The 25,600-nt window shown below is 56.6% G+C and carries 21 protein-coding genes; 10 read left to right on the plus strand and 11 right to left on the minus strand.

The window, feature by feature from the left end; translation table 11 throughout:
- The first annotated feature begins 45 nt into the window (after positions 1-45).
- Positions 46-789, plus strand: coding sequence for a maleate cis-trans isomerase family protein (locus AC0B60_RS11675; RefSeq protein WP_465085977.1), 744 nt, complete (start codon positions 46-48; stop codon positions 787-789).
- On the opposite strand, the gene AC0B60_RS11680 is transcribed toward AC0B60_RS11675, so the two are convergent.
- Both AC0B60_RS11680 and AC0B60_RS11685 read right to left on the minus strand, forming a co-directional pair.
- Positions 786-1,679 carry a DMT family transporter gene (locus tag AC0B60_RS11680; RefSeq protein WP_465085978.1) on the minus strand — a complete coding sequence of 298 codons (894 nt, stop codon included), beginning with the start codon at positions 1,677-1,679 and terminating at the stop codon, positions 786-788. The genes AC0B60_RS11675 and AC0B60_RS11680 overlap by 4 nt on opposite strands.
- A 144-nt stretch (positions 1,680-1,823) precedes the next feature.
- Positions 1,824-2,303: a sll1863 family stress response protein gene (locus AC0B60_RS11685; RefSeq protein ID WP_465085979.1), complete on the minus strand. Its 480-nt coding sequence runs from the start codon at positions 2,301-2,303 to the stop codon at positions 1,824-1,826.
- Positions 2,304-2,524: 221 nt separating this feature from the next.
- Between AC0B60_RS11685 and AC0B60_RS11690 the strand changes: the two genes are divergently transcribed.
- On the plus strand, positions 2,525-2,701 hold the full coding sequence (locus AC0B60_RS11690; RefSeq protein ID WP_465085980.1) for a DUF1328 domain-containing protein: 177 nt from the start codon (positions 2,525-2,527) through the stop codon (positions 2,699-2,701).
- Positions 2,702-2,734: 33 nt separating this feature from the next.
- Here AC0B60_RS11690 and AC0B60_RS11695 read toward each other — a convergent pair whose 3' ends face one another.
- The gene (locus AC0B60_RS11695) at positions 2,735-3,259 is read right to left on the minus strand and encodes a shikimate kinase (RefSeq protein ID WP_465086140.1); all 525 of its coding nucleotides are present in this window, start codon (positions 3,257-3,259) and stop codon (positions 2,735-2,737) included.
- A gap of 178 nt (positions 3,260-3,437) precedes the next feature.
- Here AC0B60_RS11695 and AC0B60_RS11700 point away from each other — a divergent pair, with 178 nt between their 5' ends.
- Positions 3,438-4,139: a lytic transglycosylase domain-containing protein gene (locus AC0B60_RS11700; RefSeq protein ID WP_465085981.1), complete on the plus strand. Its 702-nt coding sequence runs from the start codon at positions 3,438-3,440 to the stop codon at positions 4,137-4,139.
- Between the two features lie 5 nt (positions 4,140-4,144).
- Here the strand turns inward: AC0B60_RS11700 and AC0B60_RS11705 are convergent, their stop codons facing one another.
- Entirely contained in the window at positions 4,145-4,771 is a 627-nt protein-coding gene (locus AC0B60_RS11705; protein ID WP_465085982.1) for a LysE family translocator, read from the minus strand.
- Between the two features lie 56 nt (positions 4,772-4,827).
- A complete protein-coding gene (gene mtgA / locus AC0B60_RS11710) occupies positions 4,828-5,529 on the minus strand; it encodes a monofunctional biosynthetic peptidoglycan transglycosylase (protein WP_465085983.1) in 702 nt (233 codons plus the stop codon).
- A gap of 65 nt (positions 5,530-5,594) precedes the next feature.
- Between mtgA and AC0B60_RS11715 the strand changes: the two genes are divergently transcribed.
- Complete coding sequence (locus tag AC0B60_RS11715; protein WP_465085984.1) at positions 5,595-6,287, plus strand: pseudouridine synthase; 693 nt, start codon at positions 5,595-5,597, stop codon at positions 6,285-6,287.
- Between the two features lie 55 nt (positions 6,288-6,342).
- On the opposite strand, the gene AC0B60_RS11720 is transcribed toward AC0B60_RS11715, so the two are convergent.
- Positions 6,343-8,082 carry an extracellular catalytic domain type 1 short-chain-length polyhydroxyalkanoate depolymerase gene (locus tag AC0B60_RS11720; protein WP_465085985.1) on the minus strand — a complete coding sequence of 580 codons (1,740 nt, stop codon included), beginning with the start codon at positions 8,080-8,082 and terminating at the stop codon, positions 6,343-6,345.
- A gap of 230 nt (positions 8,083-8,312) precedes the next feature.
- On the opposite strand from AC0B60_RS11720, the gene AC0B60_RS11725 reads away from it, so the two are divergent.
- Positions 8,313-8,957 (plus strand): DsbA family oxidoreductase, encoded by a 645-nt coding sequence (locus tag AC0B60_RS11725; RefSeq protein WP_465085986.1) that lies wholly within the window; start codon positions 8,313-8,315, stop codon positions 8,955-8,957.
- 51 nt (positions 8,958-9,008) lie between these two features.
- Here AC0B60_RS11725 and putA read toward each other — a convergent pair whose 3' ends face one another.
- Both putA and AC0B60_RS11735 read right to left on the minus strand, forming a co-directional pair.
- Positions 9,009-12,638, minus strand: a complete 3,630-nt coding sequence (gene putA / locus AC0B60_RS11730; protein WP_465085987.1) for a bifunctional proline dehydrogenase/L-glutamate gamma-semialdehyde dehydrogenase PutA — start codon at positions 12,636-12,638, stop codon at positions 9,009-9,011.
- Between the two features lie 168 nt (positions 12,639-12,806).
- The gene (locus tag AC0B60_RS11735; protein ID WP_465085988.1) at positions 12,807-16,307 is read right to left on the minus strand and encodes an NAD-glutamate dehydrogenase; all 3,501 of its coding nucleotides are present in this window, start codon (positions 16,305-16,307) and stop codon (positions 12,807-12,809) included.
- 159 nt (positions 16,308-16,466) lie between these two features.
- Between AC0B60_RS11735 and AC0B60_RS11740 the strand changes: the two genes are divergently transcribed.
- Positions 16,467-16,919 carry an Lrp/AsnC ligand binding domain-containing protein gene (locus AC0B60_RS11740; RefSeq protein ID WP_465085989.1) on the plus strand — a complete coding sequence of 151 codons (453 nt, stop codon included), beginning with the start codon at positions 16,467-16,469 and terminating at the stop codon, positions 16,917-16,919.
- 43 nt (positions 16,920-16,962) lie between these two features.
- Here AC0B60_RS11740 and efpL read toward each other — a convergent pair whose 3' ends face one another.
- Entirely contained in the window at positions 16,963-17,529 is a 567-nt protein-coding gene (efpL, locus tag AC0B60_RS11745) for an elongation factor P-like protein EfpL (protein ID WP_465085990.1), read from the minus strand.
- Between the two features lie 87 nt (positions 17,530-17,616).
- Positions 17,617-18,648: a threonine aldolase family protein gene (locus AC0B60_RS11750; RefSeq protein WP_465085991.1), complete on the minus strand. Its 1,032-nt coding sequence runs from the start codon at positions 18,646-18,648 to the stop codon at positions 17,617-17,619.
- A gap of 255 nt (positions 18,649-18,903) precedes the next feature.
- On the opposite strand from AC0B60_RS11750, the gene AC0B60_RS11755 reads away from it, so the two are divergent.
- The 4 genes from AC0B60_RS11755 to AC0B60_RS11770 all read left to right on the plus strand — a co-directional run bounded on the left by AC0B60_RS11755 (position 18,904) and on the right by AC0B60_RS11770 (position 22,983).
- Positions 18,904-20,994 carry a TonB-dependent siderophore receptor gene (locus AC0B60_RS11755; RefSeq protein WP_465085992.1) on the plus strand — a complete coding sequence of 697 codons (2,091 nt, stop codon included), beginning with the start codon at positions 18,904-18,906 and terminating at the stop codon, positions 20,992-20,994.
- A 98-nt stretch (positions 20,995-21,092) separates the two neighbouring features.
- Entirely contained in the window at positions 21,093-21,704 is a 612-nt protein-coding gene (locus AC0B60_RS11760; protein WP_465085993.1) for a sigma-70 family RNA polymerase sigma factor, read from the plus strand.
- Positions 21,701-22,456: an anti-sigma factor gene (locus tag AC0B60_RS11765; RefSeq protein ID WP_465085994.1), complete on the plus strand. Its 756-nt coding sequence runs from the start codon at positions 21,701-21,703 to the stop codon at positions 22,454-22,456. The genes AC0B60_RS11760 and AC0B60_RS11765 overlap by 4 nt, the downstream gene beginning before the upstream one ends.
- Before the next feature lie 107 nt (positions 22,457-22,563).
- The gene (locus AC0B60_RS11770) at positions 22,564-22,983 is read left to right on the plus strand and encodes a DUF7282 domain-containing protein (RefSeq protein WP_465085995.1); all 420 of its coding nucleotides are present in this window, start codon (positions 22,564-22,566) and stop codon (positions 22,981-22,983) included.
- A 30-nt stretch (positions 22,984-23,013) separates the two neighbouring features.
- On the opposite strand, the gene AC0B60_RS11775 is transcribed toward AC0B60_RS11770, so the two are convergent.
- On the minus strand, positions 23,014-25,560 hold the full coding sequence (locus AC0B60_RS11775; RefSeq protein WP_465085996.1) for a DUF2339 domain-containing protein: 2,547 nt from the start codon (positions 25,558-25,560) through the stop codon (positions 23,014-23,016).
- Positions 25,561-25,600 lie beyond the last annotated feature (40 nt).

The following is a 25,600-nucleotide window of genomic DNA, read 5'->3' on the forward strand; positions in this document are numbered from 1 at the left end:
TACAACTTGTTGCCAACGCTGCCAGAACTCTACTACTGTTCAGGTATGAACAAAACCACATCGATTCCCCGCATCGCCTTTCTTTACCCTGGATACGCTGCCGAGGATGATTACCCTCGTCTGGCCGGAATGATATCGACACCGGCTGAAGTGAGAGTCGTACACACGGCGTTCGATGAAGATGCACATACCGTTAAAGCACTGACCGAAATGGGAAGCCCGAAGCGGCTTAAGGAAGGGGCCGAACACCTGAAAAATGCGGATATGGAAGCCGTTCTATGGACGTCCACCAGTGCCAGTTTCGTTCGTGGCATTGATGGCATTGGGGAACAGATCGAGACGCTTGAAAGCCTGCTTCACGTCCCAGCCTCCACCACCGCCATGGCGTTCGCGAGGGCCGTTACCGCCATTGACGCAAAACGGGTTGCCATCGCGGCTACCTACCCCCGGGACGTAGCCCTACTGTTCAAAACGTTTCTGGAGCACTTTGATATCGAGGTGGTGCACATAACCTGTCGTGGCATTATCACGGCGGCGGAGGTCGGCACGCTGGAGAAAGAAGCTGTACTGCGGTTTGCGACGGACAATGATCACCCGAACGCAGATGCGATTTTGATTCCCGACACCGCATTGCATTCCGCCGCCTGGCTGGAAGACCTGGAGGCAGCGGCGGGCAAACCGGTACTGACCGCCAACCAGGTCAGCTTCTGGGAGGGCCTGAGATTGTGTGGCAAACTCACCCCGCAATCCGGCTTGGGCACCCTGTTCCGGGTGAATCCCTGGAGCTAGGTCGTCTGTTTTCGCTGCTGCGTCACCACCAGTGCAACCCCGGTGATGGAGATAACACCCCCAATCATCGCAAGTACGCCCAGTCTTTCATCAAAGAGCCAGTATGCTTCCAGCGCCGTTACGGGTGGTACCAGATAGAAAAGACTGGCCACCTGCGAGGCGGCACCGCGTCGAATCAGCCACATCAGCAGCAGAATCGCCCCGATGGAAACACCGAATACCAGCCAGACCATCGACCAGATCAACGGCTGAGCCCACACCACCTCACGGGTTTCAAACGCAAAAGCACCGACGGCAAAAAACGTAGCCGCAGCACTGTACTGAATGAACGTACCTGCGACGAGATCCGACTGAGTGCCGTTACGTTTCTGGTATACAGTACCCAGGGATATCCCGCCCAGGGACAGCGCAGCCCAGAGCAGGGTCCAAAGCGGGAAATCGGAGGCGGAAGCACCACCACCGAACTTTTCCAGCAACACCAGCGTTACACCAACAAGGCCCAGCGACAGGCCCAGCCATTGCCTACTCGAGACACTTTCCTTCAGCACCAGAATAGCCACGGCGGACGTTACCAGCGGCTGCAGGCCGACAATAAGCGACACGATGCCCGACGGCATGCCCCCCTGGATCGCGTAATACACCCCGCCCAGATAACAGCCATGGACCAGCAGACCGGTGATCGCCAGGTGACCAGCACCACGCCAACCAGGCCAACGGGTTTTCATTATCCAGGCGAGTACGCTGAGCAGCACCAGCGTAAACAGCATGCGTATCAGCAGGAGGGTGAACGGCTCCGCAAAGGGTAAGCCATACTTGGCGCCAATGAAGCCCGTGCTCCACAACCAAACGAATAGCGCCGGCACAAAAAACGAATAGAAAATCGGGGGCATACGGTTAACCGAGAGGCAGACGAATGTGAGTCTGCCCACTGTAACCCGTCACCGGCAAACAAAACAGATACAGTAAATGGAATCAACAACCGGTACAGATGATCAGGGTGACTCTGTCTGGCCGGTGCGATTCCGAAAAGGCGGCTAAATGCTGTCCTTCTTCTTGTCCGAGTCGTCCATCAGTTTGCGCTCGGTTTCATTCCACTGTTCCGACAGTGCCTCATAGGCATTGGAGAAGCCCTGCTTTGTGCGTTCCCAGGCGGAGGATGAGCTGGTCTGTAACTCGTCATACCATTGCTGGACGCGTTGCCGCTGCTCCTGCAAGGACTCAAGACTTTTCCTTGACCGTTCCCGGGCCGTGTCACTCATGTCGTCCCAGTTCTGATCCAGTTCATGCTGTAGCGTGTCAATGCGCTTGTCCAACGCCGAAAGCGTATTTTCAATGGCAGTTTCAGCCTCCGCTTTCTGGTCCGCACCAAACTCTTTCAGCGCCTGGCCAAGTTCGCGGGTTTCTTTTTTCAAAGACTCAACCGACGAATCCCCGGAGGATTCCGCGTGCAGGGAACCAGACATACCGAGTGCAAGAACCAAAAACAATGAGTAGCCAAGTTGCTTGAAGAGCATTGAAATTCTCCCGATATTATTTGGTAGACAGTAACAATCTTTGGCGCCAAACCGCACCTTAGCAAAGCTTAATCAATCGACAATAAAGAAATTTAGGCTCCCAAAACAATCGTTTGCAGAACAAATCATTCCCTTGCGAAGCACTTGCGGACTTCCACTATTTGTAGCTTTCAGGTGCGTGTGCCATTTTGATAGTGACGCTACACAAAGGGAGAAACATTATGCTCTATTGGGCTCTTGTATGCCTGATCGTCGCGATAATCGCCGGTGTACTTGGTTTTGGCGGTATCGCGGGGACAGCCGCAGGGTTTGCGAAAATTCTGTTCTTTATCTTTCTGGTACTGCTGGTTATTTCACTGGTAGCCAATGCGCTTCGGGGCAAAGGCCCAAAACCTTAGCAGCCGTCACTTCAGGTCCGGCGGCACCGTTTTCTACCGTGTCGCCGGCGTCTTCGGCATCACCGCCGATATGTCGTCGCAAACGTCCTCCTGACTCTTTCCAACACAACTAACCGCCACGTCCGCGACCCGGGAGTAAAGCTCAAAACGTTCCCAAAACAGCTGTTCCAGCGACTGATCCGGTCGCCGGGAGATGCCACGGGCACTGTAGTCCCCTATTCGCGCAACGACCACTTCCAGCGGAATATCAAGAAACACCACGAGACCATCAGCTTTCAAATGGGTCATCGCAGGTTCACTGTAGACAGCACTGCCGCCGGTGGATATAACCTGGCGTCGCACATTCAGCCTGAGCAATACCTGCTCTTCGATTCGCCTCAGTGCCTGGTAACCATCGCCGTCGACAATGTCCTGCAGGGTTCTCCCTGCCTCCTCCTGAATCAACAGGTCCGTATCAACAAAACCCAAACCGAGCTGTTTTGCCAGCAGCACCCCAACCGTGCTTTTACCACTGCCGGGCATTCCAATGAGTACAACGTTGCTGCGGGACTCGTTCAAGGGCACAAGGTCTCCAGAATTTCGCCAACAATGAGAATTGACCGCCATATTGAGAAAAGTAACACTTTTCCGACAAACATTGCGGTTTCTTCAGCCCATTAACGCCGTATAATCAGCCCTATGGTTGTTATTCACGAGCGCAGGCAGCGTTCTTGATCATGCACTCCAAGAGTCAACAATGATAAGCGGAAAAACCCTTTTCACTTCCTCGCTGGCGTTTCTTCTACTGGCCTTCGCTGCGCCCGTATCGGCGGACAGTATCAAGCGCATTGTGCACCCCGACGGCACGGTGGAATACACCAATGTTAAGGGCAGTGGCGAGAAGCGTGCGTCAACAAAGGACGAAGTGGTATACCGCTACACGGACGACAGCGGCGTGATTGCCTATAGCGGTATTCAGCCTGCCAGCTCGAATTTCGATGTCATCCGGTTCCACTGCTACGCCTGCAACCCGGATTCCAACGTGAATTGGCGCACCACACCGCTGTTCCTGTCGCCCTACCGGGATGAAATCAAGACGGCCGCCAGAGAGTTCAACGTTGACCCCGCCCTGGTTCGGGCAGTCATACATGCGGAGTCGGCGTTTAATGACAAGGCTCTGTCGCCCAAGGGGGCCCAGGGACTGATGCAGCTAATGCCTGCCACCGCTGAGGAGCTGGGCGTTCGCAATGCCATGGTTGCCCCCGAAAACATTCGCGGCGGGGTCAATTACCTAGCCCGCATGCTCAAGCGCTTCGACGGCGACATCAAGCTGGCAACGGCCGCCTACAATGCCGGCCCAGGAGCCGTAGGACGCCATGGCGGCATACCGCCCTACGCGGAAACCCGCGCCTATGTGGAACGGGTGGGAATCCTCCACCAGCGCTACGCCAGTAACTGACTGGCCTAACCGAACGCCAGCCAGGCGCCCACCAGTACCATCAGACTGCCCGCCACACGGTTAACCGTGCGAACACCACCACCCTGCTTTAGCGCTTTGCGCAGAGTCTTTCCACCATGGGCATAGAGCTGAAGGCAGAGGAATTCCAGGCCCAGTATGATCAGAATGAGGGCCGTGAGTTGTGGCGCCATCGGCAGTTTACTGTCAATAAATGGCGGCAATAGCGCGATGAAAAACGCCCAACCCTTGGGGTTGGCGATAGCGGTCACAAACCCCTGGAGCGCCAGTTGCAACCTTGAGCTCTCTACCGGTTGCGAATCCTCTTCCGGCATGGCCATTTTGCCCCTTGAGCGCCACATCTGGATGCCCAGCCAGGCAAGGTAGGCGCCGCCCGCATATTTGAATACGGCGAAAGCCGTTGGGTATTTCAACATGAAGGTGGCCACACCCACCGCCGCCGCAGTCGCCACTACGGCCACGCCAACCAATTCACCGGCCATCATCCACAGTGCCCGCTTCACGCCAATGGTGATGCCCAGGGACAGCGCCAGGGTCATACACATGCCCGGCGTAATGGACACCACAAAGAACGTCGGAATAAACGCGGACAGCAGGGCCAGGTTCAGTGACATCACAGCAGACTCTTACGTTGAATATTGACTATTGAATCTTGAGAGAAACGAAACTCTTAATTATACAGTCCACGCAAATAATGCAACCCGGACAGTTGAGCCATCTGCCCACGGATCCATGCCACTCTCTCCCAGACATAGGACGACGGGCTGGCGGCACTGAGCACTTTCGGATTGGGAAGAACCGCAGCGAGCCGTGCCGCCTGGGTTTGTGAGAGCCGGCTGGCGGGAATGCCGAAAAAGGCCCGGCTGGCGGCCTCAACACCGTAAATCCCATGACCAAATTCGGCGATATTCAGGTAAACCTCCATGATCCGCCGCTTCGGCCATATGGCGTCGATACCAAGCGCCAGCCCGGCCTCCAACGCCTTCCGCACAAAACTGCGCCCGTTCCACAGAAACAGGTTTTTTGCCGTTTGCTGCGTGATGGTGCTGGCCCCCCGCAACCCATGCCCCGCACGGTATTCCGCAAGCGCCTTGCGAATGGCGCTGAAATCCACCCCCTGATGGTACGGAAAGCGTTGATCTTCGCTGGCCACCACCGCCAACGGCATCCAGGGTGATATATCGTCCAGACTAACCCACTCCTGCCTGAGTTCGTAACTGGAACCGGAAAACAGATGCCCCAGCATGAAGGTCGAGGTCGGCGGATTCACGAACCGTAGCAGGACAATCAGTGTGATTATCAACAGCAAAAAGCCTACCAGCGACCAGGCAAGCGCACGCAGGGATTTTTGGATCACAGTTCGTTGAGCCACGGTGTTATTATCAACCAGAATCGGAAATCACGGAGAATGTCGGACCAGACTATAACACTGCCACTATGAAGCTTTCCCGAATTCTCAGTAATCAAAACGGTGTCAGCCGCAAGCAGGCCAACGCCCTGGTCGCGGCCGGAACGGTTACAGTGGACGGTTGTATCTGCAGGGAGGCCGCCCGGGAAGTCGACCGTTTCAGCACTGTAGCCTGCAACGGCAGGGTTATCCAGCATGGGGACCGGGCCCACTACCTGATGCTGCACAAACCGGCTGGATACCTCAGTGCCACGGCAGACAAGATTCACAAAACCGTAATGGAGCTGATCGACCCGGAACTGCGAGAAGACCTTCACATTGCCGGCAGGCTCGACCGCGCCAGCACCGGTTTGTTGATACTGACCAATGATGGAACCTGGTCACGGGCGCTTACGGAGCCGAAAATAAAAATCCCAAAAATCTATCGGGTAACCACGGTGGACCCGGTTTCAGCCAATGCCATTGAGCGCTTCGCACAGGGAATCTGGTTCGAATACGAACAGCTGACCACTTCTCCTGCGCGGCTGGAGCCACTGGCTGCCAACGAATCCAGGGTGACGATCTATGAGGGTCGCTATCATCAGATCAAGCGCATGTTCCACGCGACGGGCAACCGTGTGACCAGCCTGCATCGAGAGCAAATGGGCGCAATCACACTGGACCCAATTCTGGAACCCGGTGAATTCCGGCCGCTGACCGCTTGCGAGATTATTCTGGAGTAACAACGAAACAGGGGGCGGTTTCCCGCCCCCTGTTATTGCCAGTCTTCGATGGCTGTCAGTTACACTGGCCGGCTTCGAAGACGCCACTGTCGGTCTCTTTCACCCAGCTGTAGGTGCCAGACACCGCGCCCAGGTAGTCGTTACCACCGGTGGTGTAGTAACCACCCGAATAGTAAGCCCGACCAGCCGTGTCATGGTTCAGATGGGTGTCGTTCCAGTCCTGGCAGGTGACGTCACCACCAGAGCCTCCATCATCACCTCCACCTGTTCCGCTGCAGGCGCTCGGCTCGGATGCGTACCAGAGCCCAGGATCGCCCTCATAGAGGGTGACATTGCTCCAGGTATCGAAGGAACCGCCGATGTCGACGTCGTCGCCACTGGCATAGGCCCTCAGGTTAGAGTTACCCCCAGCGTAGGCGCGGCTTGCCGAAATGTGGGCACTGGGCGACGCCGTTTCCTGCTCGCAAGTCTCGGTGGGCGCGTTGGGATCATACACGTCGACCTGACGGCTTTTCGTCGTTGTATTGCTGTCGCTGTCGGTCGCACTGTAGTCACAGGTATAGGAGCCGACCGTTGACGTATCCACCGCACTGCAGTCGGCGTTTACCGTCAGTGAACCGTCCTCGGCATCCTGCCCGGTGGCACCCGGATCGGTAAACGTCGTGTTAATCGCCACCGTCATCGGGTTATCGCCAATCAACGTGATGACCGGGAAACCCTCAGGCTCCGTTCCATCGCGGCTGTGGCGGTTAAAGAAATCCCAGATAATATCGGGATAACTGGGGCCCACCCTTACAGACCATTTGCCATTGTTACCATTCTCTCCGCCAACCCAGTAATGACCATGATTGGTGTCCTGGCTATTGGGGGTCGACAGGGGGCCGTCCAGGTAGACGGTTTCAACCACCGAACGCGCTCCGTTGGTGCCATCCTGGGTATAACGGATGTGCTCGCAGCTGTGGTTGTTCTGGTAGTACGGCGAACAGGCTACGGACGAAGCGTAGGCCTGGCCCGTGGTCTGGAACCCGGACTCGCCAAAAACCTGAAGGTGGGCGTCCCGAGTGTTGTCAGCCGCCTCTTTCACCACGGTACAGTCGTTCTCGTTCTGCAACACCATGAGCGGGATCGGATACTGGTCGTCCACTTCCGACTGCATATCGGATGATACCTGCGATACGCTGTGAAACGTTGCACTGCCGGGGCACTGTCCGGACAACGAGACAGAGGCAGAGTCCTCACCGTACGGCAGGCCCGAGGCAGGCGCGGCGGCCGCCCAGTATTCGTTATGGGTCACCGAGGCTACGGTTGCCATGGCACCGCCGGAAGACAGGCCGGTGATATAACGACGATTGGCATCAATGGTGTAATTGGACTCAACGGCCAGTGCAATCTGGTGCAGGTCCTCCACTTCGCCAGCGCCCTCATGGCGGTGGTGGTCAAACCAGAAACCCCAGCAGTTTTCATTACGCAGCCCGTCGTAACTGGTAATGAAGGGGGCAACCAGAATGAACCCGTACTCATCGGCGGCCGCTTTCAGCCCCCAGTCATTGAGCACGTCGTTGTTGGTCTGTTTGCATCCATGCAATGCCATCACCATGGGTGCGGGCGATTGCACGTTCGAGGGCACATACACCTTGTAGTTACGGGCCCTGGACTGATTGTAGGATTGCTGTGGCAGCGTATAGGAATCCGTCTGGCCTGCGAACGCAGGAAGAGCGGGAATCATCAGGGCTGCGGAGGCCAGCAATGCCGATAGCGTGCCACCACGCACCTGACGTGCGATAAGTTGGAACATCTTGAGCTCCTTTTATTGGATTTATTGTTCGGCAGTGTTGGAACTGAAAGAAACGTGCCAGGATTGCAGGTTGCTGATTTCCCACATCCCACGGACGGTGCCGGGTAAAGATATGCCCGGAACCCCGGACAGGGTGTCCGCAACCCCGGACGTCCGGAGCCTGAACGGGCAGTCATTCGCCCAACTTTCAGGTACCCTGCCCTTATCCGCCCTTACAGACAGGAGCCACCATGACCCAAATAGCCATAGACATTGTTTCCGATATTGCCTGCCCCTGGTGCGCCATTGGTTATGCCCGCCTGGAAAAGGCAATGGACGCCCTGAAAGACGACATGGACTTCACCGTTGCATGGCATGCCTTTGAGCTGAACCCGGACCCAACCGGTGACGGCGAGCCCATTCTGCCTGCCCTGAGCCGAAAATACGGCCGCAGTGAGGACGAGATGAGGGCCAATCAGGCGCAGATGATGGATATTGCCAAGGGACTGGGACTGAACTTCGAGAAACTTCAGGAACGCTACACTCGTAACACCTTTGATGCCCATAGACTGGTCAAGTGGGCCGGTGAACATGACAAACAGACCGATATGAAAATGGCGTTTTTCGAGGCCTATTTTGGACGCGGTGAGAATATTTCCAATCCGGATACGCTGATCCACTGTGTGGAAACGATCGGCCTGGACGGCTCGCAAGCGCGCGAGGTGCTGGCGTCTGATCAGTATGCAGAGACTGTGCGGGAGGAAGAAGCGCAGTATCAGCAGGCGGGTGTGTCCGCAGTTCCTGCGTACATCATCAACCAGAAATACCTGATCTCCGGTGCGCAGGAACCCGACGCCCTGATCAACGCGTTCCGGGAGATCGCTGACTCTGCCTGATCAGAGAGCCCTTGCAATGCCCTTCCCTGGGCATTGCAAGGCGATAGGTCGTTACTCGGAAGCCGCAATCAGGCTGGCGTTACCACCCGCGGCCGTGGTGTCCACACACAAGTGGCGCTCAATCACAAACCGCTGGTCGAGCTTGTGCTCGGTAATCAGCGGTAGCAATGCCCCTTCCCGCTTCGCCAGAGCCTGACGGTACTCTTTCAACAATGACGGCTCCGCACAGCTTACAGCTGCCTGGAAACCGCGGGCCTGGGCCAATGCCCCTGGCTCCAGCAGGCCCTCAACACCCACAATCGGCAAACCAGCCTTGGCAGCGCGCTCAACCGTGTCCTGGGTGCCCGGCGCAACCACAACCACCTTGTTGCCCTGGGACAATGCCATTGCGGCCTGCTCCAGCGCGGTTTCCTTATCCGGACCAAGACAGAGCACCACACCCCGGGCGTGATTGCTCAGGCGGTTCAGCTCACCGGTGGGCCCTGGCAGTTCCTCGGCATGGGCATCCAGCGGTGTCGGCACGTTACCGAAAATCGGCTTCATGGCTTCAATCCTTGGCTCTGGCGCGAGCGCTTTCACATTCGCGACCTTGCCAATCAGCCCTTCAAGTTTCTTGATATCCACGGTTTTGGCACTGGCATCCGCCGGCCGCTCCACGGTGTCGCCTTTCAGGAAACGACGCACGTACTGTGGGCCGCCGGCCTTGGGGCCCGTGCCGGAAAGCCCTTCGCCACCAAACGGCTGGGAGCCGACAATGGCACCGATCTGATTGCGGTTCACATAGGTGTTACCCACTTTGATACGGCTGGCAATGCGTTCAACGCGGCGATCAACACGGCTGTGCACACCGAACGTCAGCCCATAGCCCTTGGCGTTGACACTATCAACCACCTTGTCCAGATCCTTGGCTGCGAATGTGGCCACGTGCAGCACCGGACCGAAGATTTCCTCTTCCAGCTCTTCAATGCCACTGACACTGATCACGGCAGGGGAGACGAAATTGCCCTTCTCCGGCACGGCCATTTTTTTCGTCAGCCGACCCTTGGCTTCATACTTGTCACAATGGTCGACAATCTTCTTCCTGGCCGTTTCATCTATCACCGGGCCAACATCGGTGGACAGTAACCAGGGATCGCCAATGCCCAACTCGTCCATGGCGCCATACAGCATTTCCAACAGATGATCGGCAATGTCTTTCTGCACATACAACATACGCAGTGCCGAACAACGCTGGCCCGCGCTCTGGAAGGAAGACGCCAGAACATCGCGGACCACCTGTTCAGGCAGCGCAGTGGAATCCACGATCATCGCATTCAAGCCACCGGTTTCCGCCACCAGGGTGGCATCAGGAGCCATGTTCTCGCTCATTTTCTTATCGATGCGCTGGGCCGTTGCGGTCGACCCGGTGAAGCAAACACCAGCGACCCGAGAATCGGATGTCAACGCCCCACCCACCGTTGCACCGGTGCCCGGCAGCAACTGGATCACGTCTTCCGGAATACCGGCCTGGTGCATCAGCTCCACGGCCCGCACCGCCAGAAGTGAGGTCTGCTCGGCCGGCTTGGCCAACACGGCGTTACCCGCTACCAGATTGGCAAGAATCTGGCCTGTGAAGATCGCCAGCGGGAAGTTCCAGGGAGAAATACACACCACCACCCCACGCGACTCACCGCTGTCCTTGTAACGAATTCCTTCGTTGGCATAGAACTGGGCGAAGTCCACCGCCTCGCGAATCTCAGCAACGCCATCCAGCAACGACTTGCCCGCTTCCCGGGTGGCCAGGGCAAACAGCTCGTGGGCATTTTCCTCGTACAGGTCCGCGACTTTGCGAAGACACTCGGCCCGCTCTTCAGCCGAACGGGCAGACCAGGCCTTGAAGCCTTCCTGAGCTGCGGTGATCGCTGTGTTCACGTCCTCCTCGGACGCCTGTGTCACATGGCCGACGGTATCTTCGGTGTCGGCGGGGTTACGAACCATCTGCACTTCCGCACCAGACACCTCACCAGCGATGATCGGCCCACCCTTCCAGCGATGGTCACGATAGGCATCCCGGCCCTTGTCGATTTCCGCAACCGTCACCGGATCGGTGATGTCCCAACCTTTGGAGTTTCTACGCTGTTCGCCAAAGAGTTTGAACGGGTGGACGATGGCCTTGCTTGAGATATTAGTGCCCATCTCCTTAACGGAGTCCATCGGGTCTTTGGCGATTTCTTCCGGCGTAATGCTCTTATCCACGATCTGGTTCACGAAGGAACTGTTGGCACCATTTTCCAGCAGGCGACGCACCAAATACGCCAGCAGATCTTTGTGAGGGCCAACAGGTGCATAAATCCGACAGGGCACACCACTGGTTTTCAGCACTTCGTTGTGGAGCGATTCACCCATACCGTGCAGGCGCTGAAACTCATAGTTGTCCACGCCTTTGGATTTGGCCAGTTCGAGCACCGCCGATACCGAGTGGGCATTGTGGGTGGCAAACTGCGGATAGATCCGGTCGGTCATGTTCAGTAGCTTGGTGGCGCAGGACAGAAATGAAACGTCGCTGCACGCCTTGCGGGTGAATACCGGGAACCCGCTCAGGCCCATCACCTGCGCACGTTTGATCTCCGCGTCCCAATAGGCGCCTTTCACCAGACGCACCATAAAGCGGCGGTCGTACTTTTCAGCCAGACCGTACAGCCAGTCCAGCGCAAAGGCTGAGCGCTTGCCATAGGCCTGAACAACAACACCGAAGCCATCCCATCCCGCCAGTTCCGGATCAGAAACCAGTTCCTCGATCACATCCAGGGAGAGGTCCAGACGGTCCTGTTCCTCGGCGTCGATATTGAAACCCATGTTCGCCGCAGCGGCCTTTTTCACAAGCTTCTTGGCGCGAGGAAGCAGTTCGTTCATTACCCGCTCTTTGTTGCCGTATTCATAACGGGCCAACAAGGCAGACAGCTTGACGGAGATGCCTGGATTCTTGCGTACATCGCCCTTGCAAGCCTTGGCAATGCTGTCGATGGCGTTGGAGTAAGAGTCGTAGTAGCGCTTGGCATCAGCATCTGTACGGGCGGCTTCGCCGAGCATATCGTAGGAGTAGGTGTACCCCTTGGCCATGTAGTCTTTTGCTTCGTCTTGGGCTTCATCAATATCACGGCCCAACACGAACTGACGGCCCATTTCCTTCATCGCCTGACCAGCAACGGTGCGGATAACCGGCTCGCCAAAACGTTTGAGCAGTTTACGCAGCGTATCGCCAACGCTGTGACGCTCGGAATCCTTCAAAAGGTTGCTGGTCATCAGCAACGCCACCGTCGCCGTGTTGATCAGCGGCGACGACGCTCGGCCAATGTGGGTGCCCCAGGCACCAGACGTAATCTTGTCTTCGATCAGCTCATGGATGGTCATGTTGTCCGGAACGCGCAGCAACGCTTCTGCCAGACACATCAGGGCAACACCTTCCTTGGTGGTGAGACCATATTCCGCCAGGAACTTTTCCATGATGGTGGACTTGGCATTCTTGCGCACACTGCGCACCAGATCGGCCGCACGGTCGGAAATCGCATCACGCTCTGCCCGGCTCAACTGGGCGCCAGCAATCATCTCACTAATCACCTTGTGTTCGTCCGCAAGGTAATAATTGCGGATGGACTGTCGGCTATCGACAAGTGTGGGAGTCTCTGATTGCTGCGGTCTCATGGTTGAACCCTCTCAATTGTTTATCTTTCCCGCATTCTACCGGGAACGACAAAGACTATTTGACTGTAAAAACCAGACAGGCGCGACGTTCAGGCTTTTTTGGTTAATTTAAATTTACATTTTTCCTGTGCAATGATTAATTTTCAGGCGAAAACACCCTAATAATGGTTAAGCTGCCTTTGCGGCCAGCTCCCGAAGCACGCCGTGGGCCACCGAAAAAACTGCACAATCCACGTCACTCGCGGCCTGCATATCACCCAGCATCCTTTGCCAGCGGCCCAGAAGAGCCTGCTTGTCCTCACGCCAATGTTCCAGCAACTGCTCAGGGGACATCGACTCGCCCCCTTCGGAAGCGAAGGAAAGTACACTCGCAGTCAGGTTCCGCAACTGGTGATCCAGCTCGTCCCTGTAATGAAGCGTCGCCAGCACCTGCCAGTGCCCCCGGGCCTTGAAGGCGCGCATCTGGCGATCCAGCCAGGTCAGTTTTAGACCTTCTCCCAAGCTGAAATATACCCAGGCCACCGATTCGAGATCCTGATCCAACTGACGGCCAATCTCGACAATATCCATCAGCCAGTACCGGCTCTCGGCAGAAGCGGCATAGGCGGCCAGTCTCTCCGGAACGCTTTGCTCACAGTATTTATCATAGCGGTCCTGCCACCGACTTGCAGGAATTACCGCCTCAAGACTCGCTGTGGAAGCCAGCACTTCAGCCAACGGCCGCTGATAGTGTGCAATACAGGCAGCCGGATCCAGATCGGAGCGGCGATTGTGCAGCAACCAGCTGGTACTGCGGGTGACCAGGCGAATCGCGTCACTGAATAACTCCGCCTGCACGTCAGCACTGATTTTTCCATCAAGCGCTTCTATAGCTTTCCACTGAGTCTCTACGTCATGGATCCGGAGGGAGATCAGATAGCCAGCAGCGATCCGCCCGCAGTCAGCACCAGTGGCATTACGAAGCTTATCGGCCCAACTGATCCCCATGCGATTCACCATATCGTTGGCAATCTGCGTCGCCACGATTTCGCCCCGCAACGGATGGATATCAATCGCTTCTGGGAAGCGCTTGAGCAATGACGCCGGAAAGGCCGAATATAGCGCTTGGACAAAGCGATCATCGTGAATAATGGGTGTGGTCAGCAGTGCCTGTTTCAGCTCAATCTTGGCGTAAGAAATCAGTACCGACAGCTCCGGGCGAGTCAAACCGGAAAAACGCTCACGCCGCTCCCGAAGTTCCTCATCATCAGGCAGGAATTCAAGAACCCGGTCGAGCTTGCCTTCCGACTCCAGTCGCCGCATCAAACGCTCATACTCATCCATGGTAGAGACCGCGCCACTGGCAGCGAGGCTCAAAGCCATGGCCTGGCGGTAATTGTTCCGCAGCACCAGCTCCGCCACTTCCGGGGTCATTGTCCGGAGCATCTGATTACGTTGCCTGAGCGTCATCTTCCCGCTTCGCACCTGTTCGTTGAGCAGGATCTTGATGTTCACCTCATGATCCGAACAATCCACTCCGCCGGCGTTATCAATAAAGTCGGTATTGGCGGCACCACCGGTTCTGGCAAAGCCGATGCGACCGAGCTGGGTGAAACCGAGGTTTCCACCCTCACCAAGAACCCCACACCGTAGCTGATGGCTGTCGATCCTTACGGCATCGTTGGACTTATCGCCGACATCGTCATGGGTTTCGCCAGCCGCTTTCACGTAGGTGCCGATACCACCGTTCCAGAGCATATCCACCGGCGCCTGCAAGAGCGCCCTGATTAACTCATTCGGCGGCAGGCGGGTTTCGCTAATCCCGAAACGGGCCTGTATTTGTGGCGACACAGGAATCCACTTTTCAGCCCTTGAGAACACGCCACCGCCCTCACTGATCAGTTGTACGTTGTAGTCCTCCCAACTCGATCCCGGCGTCTCAAAAAGACGCCTGCGTTCGGCGAAGGAGGCCGCTGCATCCGGCTCGGGATCGATAAAGATATGCAAGTGATTGAAGGCTCCCACAAGGCGAATACGATCCGACAACAGCATGCCATTGCCAAACACGTCCCCGCCCATGTCGCCAATGCCAACAACGGTGAACTCGTCGGCCTGAGTGTCGATGCCCTTCTCCAGGAAATGACGTATGACCGACTCCCAGGCGCCCTTTGCGGTAATACCCATTTTCTTATGGTCATACCCCTCACTGCCTCCGGAGGCAAAGGCGTCTCCAAGCCAGAAGCCGTATTCCCCGGCAAGCCGGTTCGCAATGTCAGAGAAGGTCGCAGTGCCTTTGTCCGCAGCCACCACCAGATAGGTGTCATCGCCGTCGTGACGGACCACATCAGCCGGGGGCACTACGTTGCCTTCGTCCAGGTTGTCGGTCAGATCCAGCAAACCGCGGATGAATGTCTGGTAGCAGGCGATACCCTCTTCTCTGAGCGCCTCCCGTGAGCTGCCTTCCGGAGGCTGTTTGACGATAAAGCCACCTTTGGCACCCACGGGTACGATGACCGAATTCTTGACCTGCTGGGCCTTCACCAGCCCAAGTATCTCGGTACGGTAGTCTTCACTACGGTCGGACCAACGCAAACCACCACGGGCCACGGAGCCTCCCCTGAGGTGGACCCCTTCCACCCGGGGCGAACACACGAACACCTCGAAACGCGGGCAGGGCTTGGGGATATCCGGAATGCTGGATGGGTCAAGCTTAAGCGAGAGATAACCCTTGAACTCGCCGGCGTCCTGGCGTTGAAAATAGTTGGTTCTGAGGGTGGCCTTGATGAGCACATAAAACCGCCGGAGGATACGGTCATCGTCGAGACTTTTGACGGTTTCGAGAGCCTCATGAATCCTGTTTTCAAGGCGCTCGGATTCCGCCGCCCGATTGGCCGTGGCTGGATCGAAACGAGCGCTGAAGAAGGCGACCAGCAAGGCCGTAATATCCAGATGCCGGGCCAATGTGTCGGCAATAAAGGGCTGGCTGAATCCGAATCGCAACTGTTTGATGTAACGGGAGTAGGCACGAAGCAGGCTGACTTCACGCCAGTCCAGGCCCGCCGCCATCATCAACTGGTTGAAGTCGTCGTTTTCCGCGAAACCATTCCAGATTTCGCGGAACCCTTCCTGAAGTCGTGGTTTGGCCGCTTCAACATCGGCGTCACGGCAACGTGAATGACATTCCACGGTAAAATCACTGACCCCGAACTGCTCACCATCACGCCGTCGGATACGATACGGGTGCTCCCCCAACACCCGCATGCCAAGATTCTCGAGGATCGGAATCACGTCTGACAGGATGACAGGTTTACCCTGACTGTAGAGCTTGAAATTCAGCTCCTGCTTCCCCTGTTCGGATGATGCGTAAAACCTCATGGGCACATCAGAACTCAGGGCAATGGACTGGATTTGCTGGATATCGCCAACAGCCTCTGCGACGGAGAATCTTGACCGGTAACTCGAAGGGAACCCGCCATTGAACATCCCGGCCCAACGCTTTCCTTCCGACTTGCCCAACACCTCGGTCAAACGACGATGTAGCGCGTCGTCCCACGACTGGGACTCTTCCAACATCGTCGCCACGATGTCACGCAGATGACCGGAATCGTCAGGGTCGTAGTCTTCACCCTCCAGCGCCTCAGAAAGCTGTTCCAGGAGGGTTTGGTTTTGGGGGGAATCGGAATGGGTCATCGGAGATCTCCGGGGATATCAACTGGGGGCCTGTATGACTGAACATCCCCAGTATAGACAACTCACGAAAGACTCTTTGCCCATATAGTTTTAAAATGGAGGCAATTTGATTATATTCTTGGCCTTATACAGCCGTATATCTCTCTCGGGAAATAAATTATGGTCGAATTGGACAGAATCGATCTCTCCATCATCCGCGAACTACAAAAACACGCACGGGTGACCATCACCGAACTCGCGTCACGCGTTGGTTTGTCAAAAACCCCCTGCCAGGTCCGCATGCGGCGCCTCGAAGAACAGGGCTACATCACCGGTTACACCGCCCTGATCAATCAGACCAAACTTGGGCAGAGTCATATTGCCTTCGCCCAGGTCACTCTGAACGACACCAGCAGCAATGCCCTTGCCGCCTTTAATCATTCGGTGAAACAAATTTCGGCGGTAGAGCAATGCCACATGATTGCCGGCAACTTCGACTACCTGCTGAAAGTACGCACGCAGAACATGGCGGAGTACCGGCAAGTGCTGGGGGAGCAGATATCGGCACTGCCCCATGTGTTGCAGACCAGCACGTTCGTAGTAATGGAGAATGTGAAAGACGCGGGGCTATGAGCCGCAACGGCAACGAAAGCCCCGCTATTGGGTAAGCCGTGGGTTAAGCTCGCCCCAGAAACCTCCGTTCCTCGACATTGACCTTAATGCGATCGCCCGTGGAGATATGTTCGGGCACCTGCACCACCAGGCCAGTGGTGAGTCTAGCCGGCTTCGTGCGCGCTGTTGCCGAGCCACCCTTTACCGACGGGTCGGTCTCTTCTATCAGAAGGTCCACTGTTGGGGGCAGATCCAGAGCCACTGGCGCGTCGCTCACCAGAATCACCATCAACCCCTGCGTCTCTTCGTTAACGAACAACAGCTCCTCGGCAATGGATTCACCATTGAGGCTGTATTGTGTGTAGTCCTCGCTATCCATAAAGACGTATTCCTCGCCATCAGAATAGGAGAACGTTGCTGCCCGACGGACCAGATCCGCCAGGTTCAGCATATCGGTGTCCTTGAAGGTCTGGTCGATCTTATGACCGGTTACAACGTCGTAAAGGCGCATGCGATACAGACTACCGCCAGCCCGCCCCTGCGGGACCGAGCGCTCGATATCCTTTACAAAGTAGACACCACCTTCGTACTCGATCGCCGAATTCTTTTTGATTTCACCTGCTTTTGGCATTGCTACTGATTCCGGAATTTATAGAGGGACAAACACGGTGCTGATATATCATGAAGCGACGGCGCTGGCGAGAGGCCGGCGCCAAAATCAGCATACCAGCGCCCGCAAGTCCGCCAGAAAACGATCCACCTGCTCCGGGGTGGTCGACCAGGAACACATCAGGCGAGCGCTGCCGCCAATGAAGTTATAGAAGTTCCAGCCTTTCTCCCGCAGAGCGGCCTGCACCGGTTCAGGCATCTCAACAAAAACGCCGTTGACCTGCCGCGGATACCGAAGTGTCATTCCCGGCAACCCTTCCAGTCCTCGTGCCAGTCGCTCGGCACAGGCGTTGGCATGCCGTGCGTTCTCCTGCCACACATTTCCCTCGAGCAGCCCGCACCAGGGTGCGGAGATGTAACGCATCTTCGAGGCCAACTGCCCTGCCTGCTTGCATCGCCACTCAAAATCTTCCGCCAGCGCGCGATTGAAAAAGACCACCGCCTCCCCCAGCGCCAGGCCGTTTTTAGTGCCGGAGAAACACAGCACATCCACGCCGACTTTCCAGGTAATCTCTGAAGGGTGCACATCCAGCGCCGCCACGGCATTGGCGAAACGGGCTCCGTCCATATGAATATTCAGATTGAAACGGTCAGCCGTTTCCCGGATGGCACGTAGCTCGTCCGGGGAATAGACGGTACCCACCTCAGTCGCCTGGGTCAGGCTCAGAGCCTTGGGTTTGGGATAGTGGATATCAGTTCGCTTGGTGACCAGGTGCTCAATGCTCTGTGGCGTCAGCTTACCGTTCGGCCCCTGGCCCAAAAGCAGTTTTGCACCGTTGGAAGCATACTCCGGCCCTCCACACTCGTCGGTCTCGATGTGTGCCAGTTCGTGGCAGATCACACTGTGGAACGACTGCCCCATCGACGCCAGCGCCAGTGAGTTTGCGGCGGTGCCATTGAACACGAAAAAGACATCGCAGTCGGTGTCGAACAGAGCACGAATCCCATCCGCCGCCCGCTGTGTCCATCGGTCTTCGCCGTACGCCGGTTCATCAGAACCATTCGCCTCGGCCATTGCCGCCCAAGCTTGTGGACAAATGCCGCTGTAGTTGTCGCTGGCGAACTGTTCTGACTCGGACACGGGCACGCTCCTGGAAGGCTGTATCGAAAATGCTGCTAAGACCTTAACTCTATTTACAAATATCCGAATTTGCTACTCAAAAAAGCACTTTCCTCGGCTCGTCACGTCATGACGTCGAACACAGAACTACAAGCAAGTACGCTTATCATAAATAATAATGAGATTGATTTGCATTATTTTATGCGACTGATATTATTGCCGTCATCAACATGAACATTCGTTCACTTCTCTCCCAGTGTTTCCCGGAGGTTTTCGATGGCCCAGTCCCCCAATCCACACCAGCTCGCACTGGTGATCAGGCGCTCACTAACCCTTTTAGCAACCTGCTCGACAATCTGCATTCCAGCTATCGCCGTCGCGCAGGACGATACCAACGCGCCAACGAGCCTGGGAGAGCTGGTTGTGTCCGCAACCGCATTGAAGGTGGAAGCCCCTTTGATGGAAACACCTCGCCCCGGCTCGGTGGTGGAGCAGGAAGAACTGGAAGAGCGCAACGTGCAAGCGCTTGATGAAACGTTCCGCTATCGCGCCGGGGTGCTCTCGGGACAGTATGGTGAGGACAACGATACCGACTGGCTAAAGATTCGGGGGTTCGACCAATCCACCTACCAGGACGGCCTGCGGGTCTATCGCGAGGGGTTCTATCAATGGTTGCCAGAACCCTTTGGACTGGAGCGAGTAGAACTACTCAAAGGCCCTGCGTCCATTCTGTACGGCGAAGCACCTCCGGGTGGTGTGATCAATGCAATCAGTAAGCGACCTACCGATACTGCCCAGGGCCAGATCAATCTGCAGGCAGGCACCGACGAACACCGTCAGCTTGGGATCGATACGTCTGGGCCCGTCGCCGATCGAAATGACCTTCGCTACCGCCTGGTTGGCTTGTACCGATATAACGAAGGCGACCTGGACTTCACGGAAAACGAACGCTATTACCTGGCACCAAGCCTGACCTGGGATATGTCCGACCAAACGGAGCTCACGGTACTGGCAAGTATCCAGAAGGACGACGCCATTCCAGTCAATTCCTTCAAGCTGCCATATGGCACTGTAGACGAAACGCCTTTTGGTAAGGTGGACCCTTCCACCAACTACAGCGAGCCAGACTACGACACGAACGAACGCACCCAATCAGCCATCGGCTATTCACTGAGTCATCGCCTCAATGACACCTGGACCTTTGAACAAGATTTCCGCTATAGCCAGGTAGACCTGCTGTTGCGCAGTAGCTTTATCTTCTTCCAGACCGGTCCACGGGAAGGTCAGCGCTATCTGGTCTACCGGGACGGTGAGATCAACAGCTGGACCGTCGACAACCGCCTGGTGGGCAAGTGGTTCACCGACCGCACTGAACATACGTTGCTGTTCGGAGTGGATTATCAGGATCTCGAAAACGAAGGCAAACAGAATGGCGCCGGGGGCTCAACTCCGTTTGGCGGCCCTATCGACCTGTTCGACCCACAGTATGGCAACTTCACGCCTATCACGGCATCCGACCTGATCGTACAGGACATCAACAAACAGCAAACAGGCTACTACCTCCAACACCAACTGCGCCTGGATGATCGCTGGGTATTCCTGGCTGGGGGTCGCTTTGACCAAGCCGAAGTAGACAGTATCAATCGTACAGCCGGCACTCGACAGGAAGCCGATGCCGATGAATTCTCCCTCTCCGGTGGGGTTATGTACTTGGCCGAGAATGGATTCTCACCCTACGTGTCCTACACCGAATCATTTCAGCCCATTTCAGGTACTGATGGCACTGGCGACCTTTACGAACCAAGGAAAGGCAAGCAGCTGGAAGCCGGCGTCAAAATCGCTCCGGACGATCTGGATGGTTACGTAACAGCCGCGGTTTACCGGATCGAGGAAAGAAATTCACTGGGAACTGACATTGGTTTCCAGGTTCAGGACCGGGAGCGCACTACAGCTGGCTTCGAAGTGGAGAGTGTCAGCTACCTCACCGACCAACTGGAACTGACGGCCGCCTACACTTACAACGACGCCACCATCAAGGAAACCGAAACCGACAACAGCGAACGCGCGTCCCCGCTTATCCCAAGGCACATGGCCTCGGCCTGGCTGGACTATAGCTTTGTCGACCAACTGCCCGGCCTCAAAATCGGCGGTGGTGCCCGCTACGTGGGCTCAACCCGCGACGGCACGACCAACGTTCCCTCCTACACAGTCCTGGACCTGATGGCCCAATACGATGTAACCCGCAATTGGCAGGCACAGGTAAACGTCACCAACGTTGCGGACAGGGAGTACGTCGCGAGCTGTGATTACTGGTGTTACTACGGCGAAGCCCGCAGCGTGGTTGCCAGCGTTCGCTATCGCTGGTGAGGGGTCTGGCGCGCAAACTTGCTTGACGTCACAAACCCGAACACGGCAATCTGCCGTATAAAGAGGCAACTATTCACACACCCGTTGGCGACTCCTGCATGTCTGAACCATTCAGTTCATCCACTACTGACCGCGCGCACTCAGGCGCGGAGTCGCCATCCTTGTCAGTGTCTCCCGATCAACTCAGCCAGCTGCTCAAGGGCGTTGCCGCGAAAGACCGCTCAGCGCTTGCAACACTGTATGAAGCAACGGCACCGAAACTTCTCGGCACCATAATCCGTATCTTGAATAACCGGGGCTGGGCCGAGGAAGTTGTTCACGATACGTATATCAAGATCTGGCGGAAAGCGGATCAATTCGACGCGTCCAAGGCCTCTGCGATTACCTGGATGGTCACCATTGCCCGCAACGGTGCTATCGACGAGCTGCGAAAGCAGCCGGTAAGTCGCAAGGCACCGGAAGATGAGCTGGAGCAGCTTGCCAGCAAAGAACCCAATGCCCAATCACAAGTGGAAAGCCAGCAGACCGTGAACCAACTGAACCTATGCCTGGAGGAACTGGAAAAAGATCGCCGCGACATGGTGCGGTTGGCCTATCTTAACGGCTGGTCCAGAGCAGACCTGGCCACGCATTTTGATCAGCCGGTGAATACTGTCAAAACCTGGCTACACCGGGCGCTGAAACAACTGAAAGGGTGTCTCACACCATGACCGACCGCGACGATCTGGACATGCTGGCAGCAGAGTTCGTCCTGGGCACACTGGATGCCCGGGAGCAGGCCGCTGTGGCCGTGCGTCGGCAAAGCGAACAGGATCTCGACGAGATAATCACTGCCTGGGAGCAGCGCTTGTCTGCACTGGCTGATGAAGTAACGCCGGTCACGCCAGACCCCGAGCTGTATCAACGGATTGAACAAGATATCGATGCCCTCGAGACGCGCCGAGCAGGTATCAATACTGACAGCCACGACAATTCCAACGTGGTCTCCCTGCACAAGCGCCTGCGGCGGTGGCAGTGGAGTACCGCCCTGGCCTCAGCGGCCGCCATGGTGCTGGTTGCAGTCCTGGCATTCCAACCTGCACCTGAACAGGGCTCGCAGTCGTTTGTAGCCGTGTTCCAGGAGAACGACCAGCAGCCGGCCTTCATGCTCTCGGTAGATCTGACCAACCGCCAAATGCAGATTCGTCCGGTAACGGCCAAACCCGTGCAGGGAAAATCCTACCAGATGTGGATAAAGGCCGATTCACTCGGGCCGAACCCGCGTTCCCTGGGCGTACTCAACGACAACTTCAAGCTGGAGCGCGCTGCCCTTCGTGACTACGACCCTGAGCTGCTGAAGGAAGCCACCTTCGGCATCAGCGTAGAGCCCGTAGGTGGTTCACCCACTGGCCAGCCTACCGGGCCAGCCATACATGGTTACCTTTATCCCGTTGCTGATGAGGCCTCCGAACCCTCTCATTGATTCTTTTTTTCCTTGCTGAAACTTTTGGGAACCTCCCCCCGTAACTGTGGTTACACCCATCGAACAAGACACCAGGATGGGATCAACCCGAAAGCAAGGAGAACACAATGAAGAAGCATTTGATGACAAGCGCATTTCTAGCCGCAACTCTGGCTTCTGGTTCCGCATTGGCAATGGACAACATGAAAGTCGGGGTTTGGGGAGACAATCAATCAGTTGCGGACGGCACCGTCACTGCCAAAAAAGTGGTTGCTGAGAAAAATGGCTGGCTCGTAGTACATCGCACAGATGAGAGTGGCAAGCCCGGGCCGGTGGTGGCACACGCCCCCCTTCGTGAAGGTAAAAATACAGATGTGGCCGCCATCCTGACCGAAGACGTCAAATCCGGTGATATGCTAATGCTGATGCTTCATAGCGAAGACGGCGGCATGAAAACCGGCATTTTCGAATACACCCTGGGCGCCAAGGAAGACGGTCCCATCAAGAAAGACGGCAAGCTTGTGATGAAAACCATCACAGCGAAGTAATAGCCAGGGTGGGGCCGCTCATGGCCCCACCTAATCAGAGGGCGGGGCCGCGATACCCTGCGCTTTTCGATACATCCACGCCAATCCCAATAACGCCAGCCCAAGCCCCATAAAGGCCGCCACTCGCCAAAGCCCCTGCAGGCCTGCCATATCAATGAGAAAAATCTTGGCAATCACCAGACCTAACAGAACCATGCCCGCCTTATAGAGCACCGCATTGTCACGTTTGGCGGAATAGGCAATAGCGCCAATGGCGTAGAAAAGGCTGACAACTGAATAGCTGTAAAGCTCACCCTCTGACATACCGAACGACAACCCCATATCACTCCCCTGCCAGAGTTGTCGGATTTCCAACGCGGTAAACAGCAGAAAGCCTGCAGACGCCACGCACAACGACCAGAACCGGGGCGCAAGCGATGGAAACCGGCTGACCGCAATCGCCAGCAGAACGGGGCCACCGTATGCGGGAAGCAGCATGTTGATGATCGCTGCATTACCAATATGGCCGCCGCCCCACCAGGGATTGTGCAGCGTCACCAGAGCGAGATAACTCAACATCGACAGCGCGACCAGTATCCGCGAGAACAACCGGTACAGCCAGGCCAGTGACTCACTCGCCCCGGCACGCACCGTATAGGTCACACCCAGTGCACCCCAAAGCAGTGTGTTGATTACGGCCTCGGTAAAGCTGTACTGCTGGGAAAAAATATCGCCATCGTAAAGCCAGTAGCGCATCTCGGCACCCAGAAACAGTACCAGTAGATGGAGGGTTGCCCCCTCCAGCCAGGGACGAATGGCACGATCCTTCCCCGCCAGCCAAGTGGCAATGCCGGCAAACAGCGTAGCACCACCATAGCTCCAGAGTGACCAATGGAGATCGGTATCGTAATCCTGCAGCCAGGGGTTGAACGTCAGCCGTGCCACCACCAACGCCAGGGCCACCTTCAACAGCAGATGAAGCTCGGGCATCTGATAACGCCGCGCCAGCCAGGTAAGGCTGACAAACTGAGCCGACAGGGCCAGGGTGAGTGACGCCTCACGAACAATCATTATCGCCGCCAGGGAATAGCTGACGTGTGCCGCCATCACTGCCCAGACAACGCCCACCCGATAGCGCTGCACGCTTTCGAGCTTCCACGCGAGAACGCCGTAAACGCCGCCAACCAGCAACATCGCAACCGACCAGGCGGATGACGTTTGATGACCGTGTATCAACAGCCAACCCAGTACCGCCCAAACCAGTGGCGACAACAGGGTGAAGGAGGCCCACCGGCGACGATCATTCTGGCGAACCCAGTGCCACAACCCGAGCCCGGTGGAAAGTATGGCGCCCCCAATCAGGTAGGACAGCAAACCACCCTGATGCTCTGACGCTATCTGCGTAACATAGGTGATTTCAGTGCCATTACGCCCGACATATCCGAGCCATCCCAACGCACTGGCCAGCACCGCGCCCCAGGGCAGGAACCAGAGCGCTCCACGACTCTGCGGCACCAGCACTGCAGCCGGCAGTATGAGAAGCCAACTCCAGAAAATCGGGCGACTGCCCTGCCCGATTATCGATAACGCCCAGATAACCAGCAGCGATATCAAAACTTCCCGTAAATACGGCAATGCCTGTTCTGAGCGAACCGGAACCGTGGCAAACACCACAAACAGGGCGGCGATGTACCAGGCTGTTGATGCGCCGATGACGGCTCCGCTGGATGTGGCCAACCACCACAGCAACGCGCCGGATAACGTGGCGTACCAGAGCCAGTCCCGATAGACATAACGCATCAACATCAACGAACTGACGGTGATCAGGAAACTGTAAGACAACACAAAAACGACGCTGCCGTCGTCGCTACCAATCAATAACGGCACCAGGTAGGCGCCGCTCAACCCCATGACGGCAAGCAACGGGCCATGAACCAGCGCCAGAACCATGGTACCCAGGGACACAATGGCAAGCCCGAACAGGCCCACTGTTGGGCCGACCAGCCCGTAATGGTGGACGCCTGCCAGCAACGCCGCATAGAGAGTGATACTGCCACCACCCGCCAGCGCCGCGAATACGTCGTTCGCACCCCGGTTACGACGGCGCAGGTATTCCGCTCCCACATGCAACGCTAGACCGCTGAGCAGCGCCAACACCAACTGCTGCGACGGGCCGATCATTCCCGCGTTGATAGAGTGGCTGACCATAAAGATACCGGCCAGCCCAACGCTCAGTCCGCCGAGCCAGACCATCCAGTTATCCTTCAGGGCCTGGATAAAACGAGGTCGATAGCGTGACGTAGCATCCGCAGGCAGGGGATTTGTGTCAGGCAATGGAGATATTTCGGGTGAGGCTGGCGTATTCTCAACAACGGCTTCGTCGAGTTCAAGTTCCGGGGCCGGTTGGCCTTGGTCTTTTCCGCCCATATGTTGCTTGAGATAGGTCACTTCTTCGCGCAATCGGGATACTTCCCGGCCCAAGGATTCAACGCGTTCCGACTGATCGCGGCGTCGTGAGAACGCGAGAATGCCCAGCACTGCCCCCACCGGAAGGAGTATGGCAAGACCAAGTGCCAGAATAATCAATAATGCTTCCATGCTGCCCCTCGTGTGTCAGGCGTCCAACCTTCCAGCCCGC

This window comes from Marinobacter sp. V34, from assembly GCF_055524115.1.

Coding starts and splice junctions, on each gene's coding strand:
- AC0B60_RS11765 (WP_465085994.1), top strand. CDS start 21,701: ATGACCGACCGCGACGATCTGGACATGCTGGCAGCAGAGTTCGTCCTG.
- AC0B60_RS11775 (WP_465085996.1), bottom strand. CDS start 25,560: ATGGAAGCATTATTGATTATTCTGGCACTTGGTCTTGCCATACTCCTT.
- AC0B60_RS11725 (WP_465085986.1), top strand. CDS start 8,313: ATGACCCAAATAGCCATAGACATTGTTTCCGATATTGCCTGCCCCTGG.
- AC0B60_RS11755 (WP_465085992.1), top strand. CDS start 18,904: ATGGCCCAGTCCCCCAATCCACACCAGCTCGCACTGGTGATCAGGCGC.
- putA (WP_465085987.1), bottom strand. CDS start 12,638: ATGAGACCGCAGCAATCAGAGACTCCCACACTTGTCGATAGCCGACAG.
- AC0B60_RS11720 (WP_465085985.1), bottom strand. CDS start 8,082: ATGTTCCAACTTATCGCACGTCAGGTGCGTGGTGGCACGCTATCGGCA.
- AC0B60_RS11715 (WP_465085984.1), top strand. CDS start 5,595: ATGAAGCTTTCCCGAATTCTCAGTAATCAAAACGGTGTCAGCCGCAAG.
- AC0B60_RS11705 (WP_465085982.1), bottom strand. CDS start 4,771: ATGTCACTGAACCTGGCCCTGCTGTCCGCGTTTATTCCGACGTTCTTT.
- AC0B60_RS11680 (WP_465085978.1), bottom strand. CDS start 1,679: ATGCCCCCGATTTTCTATTCGTTTTTTGTGCCGGCGCTATTCGTTTGG.
- AC0B60_RS11700 (WP_465085981.1), top strand. CDS start 3,438: ATGATAAGCGGAAAAACCCTTTTCACTTCCTCGCTGGCGTTTCTTCTA.
- AC0B60_RS11760 (WP_465085993.1), top strand. CDS start 21,093: ATGTCTGAACCATTCAGTTCATCCACTACTGACCGCGCGCACTCAGGC.
- AC0B60_RS11740 (WP_465085989.1), top strand. CDS start 16,467: ATGGTCGAATTGGACAGAATCGATCTCTCCATCATCCGCGAACTACAA.
- efpL (WP_465085990.1), bottom strand. CDS start 17,529: ATGCCAAAAGCAGGTGAAATCAAAAAGAATTCGGCGATCGAGTACGAA.
- AC0B60_RS11685 (WP_465085979.1), bottom strand. CDS start 2,303: ATGCTCTTCAAGCAACTTGGCTACTCATTGTTTTTGGTTCTTGCACTC.
- AC0B60_RS11675 (WP_465085977.1), top strand. CDS start 46: ATGAACAAAACCACATCGATTCCCCGCATCGCCTTTCTTTACCCTGGA.
- AC0B60_RS11690 (WP_465085980.1), top strand. CDS start 2,525: ATGCTCTATTGGGCTCTTGTATGCCTGATCGTCGCGATAATCGCCGGT.
- AC0B60_RS11735 (WP_465085988.1), bottom strand. CDS start 16,307: ATGACCCATTCCGATTCCCCCCAAAACCAAACCCTCCTGGAACAGCTT.
- AC0B60_RS11770 (WP_465085995.1), top strand. CDS start 22,564: ATGAAGAAGCATTTGATGACAAGCGCATTTCTAGCCGCAACTCTGGCT.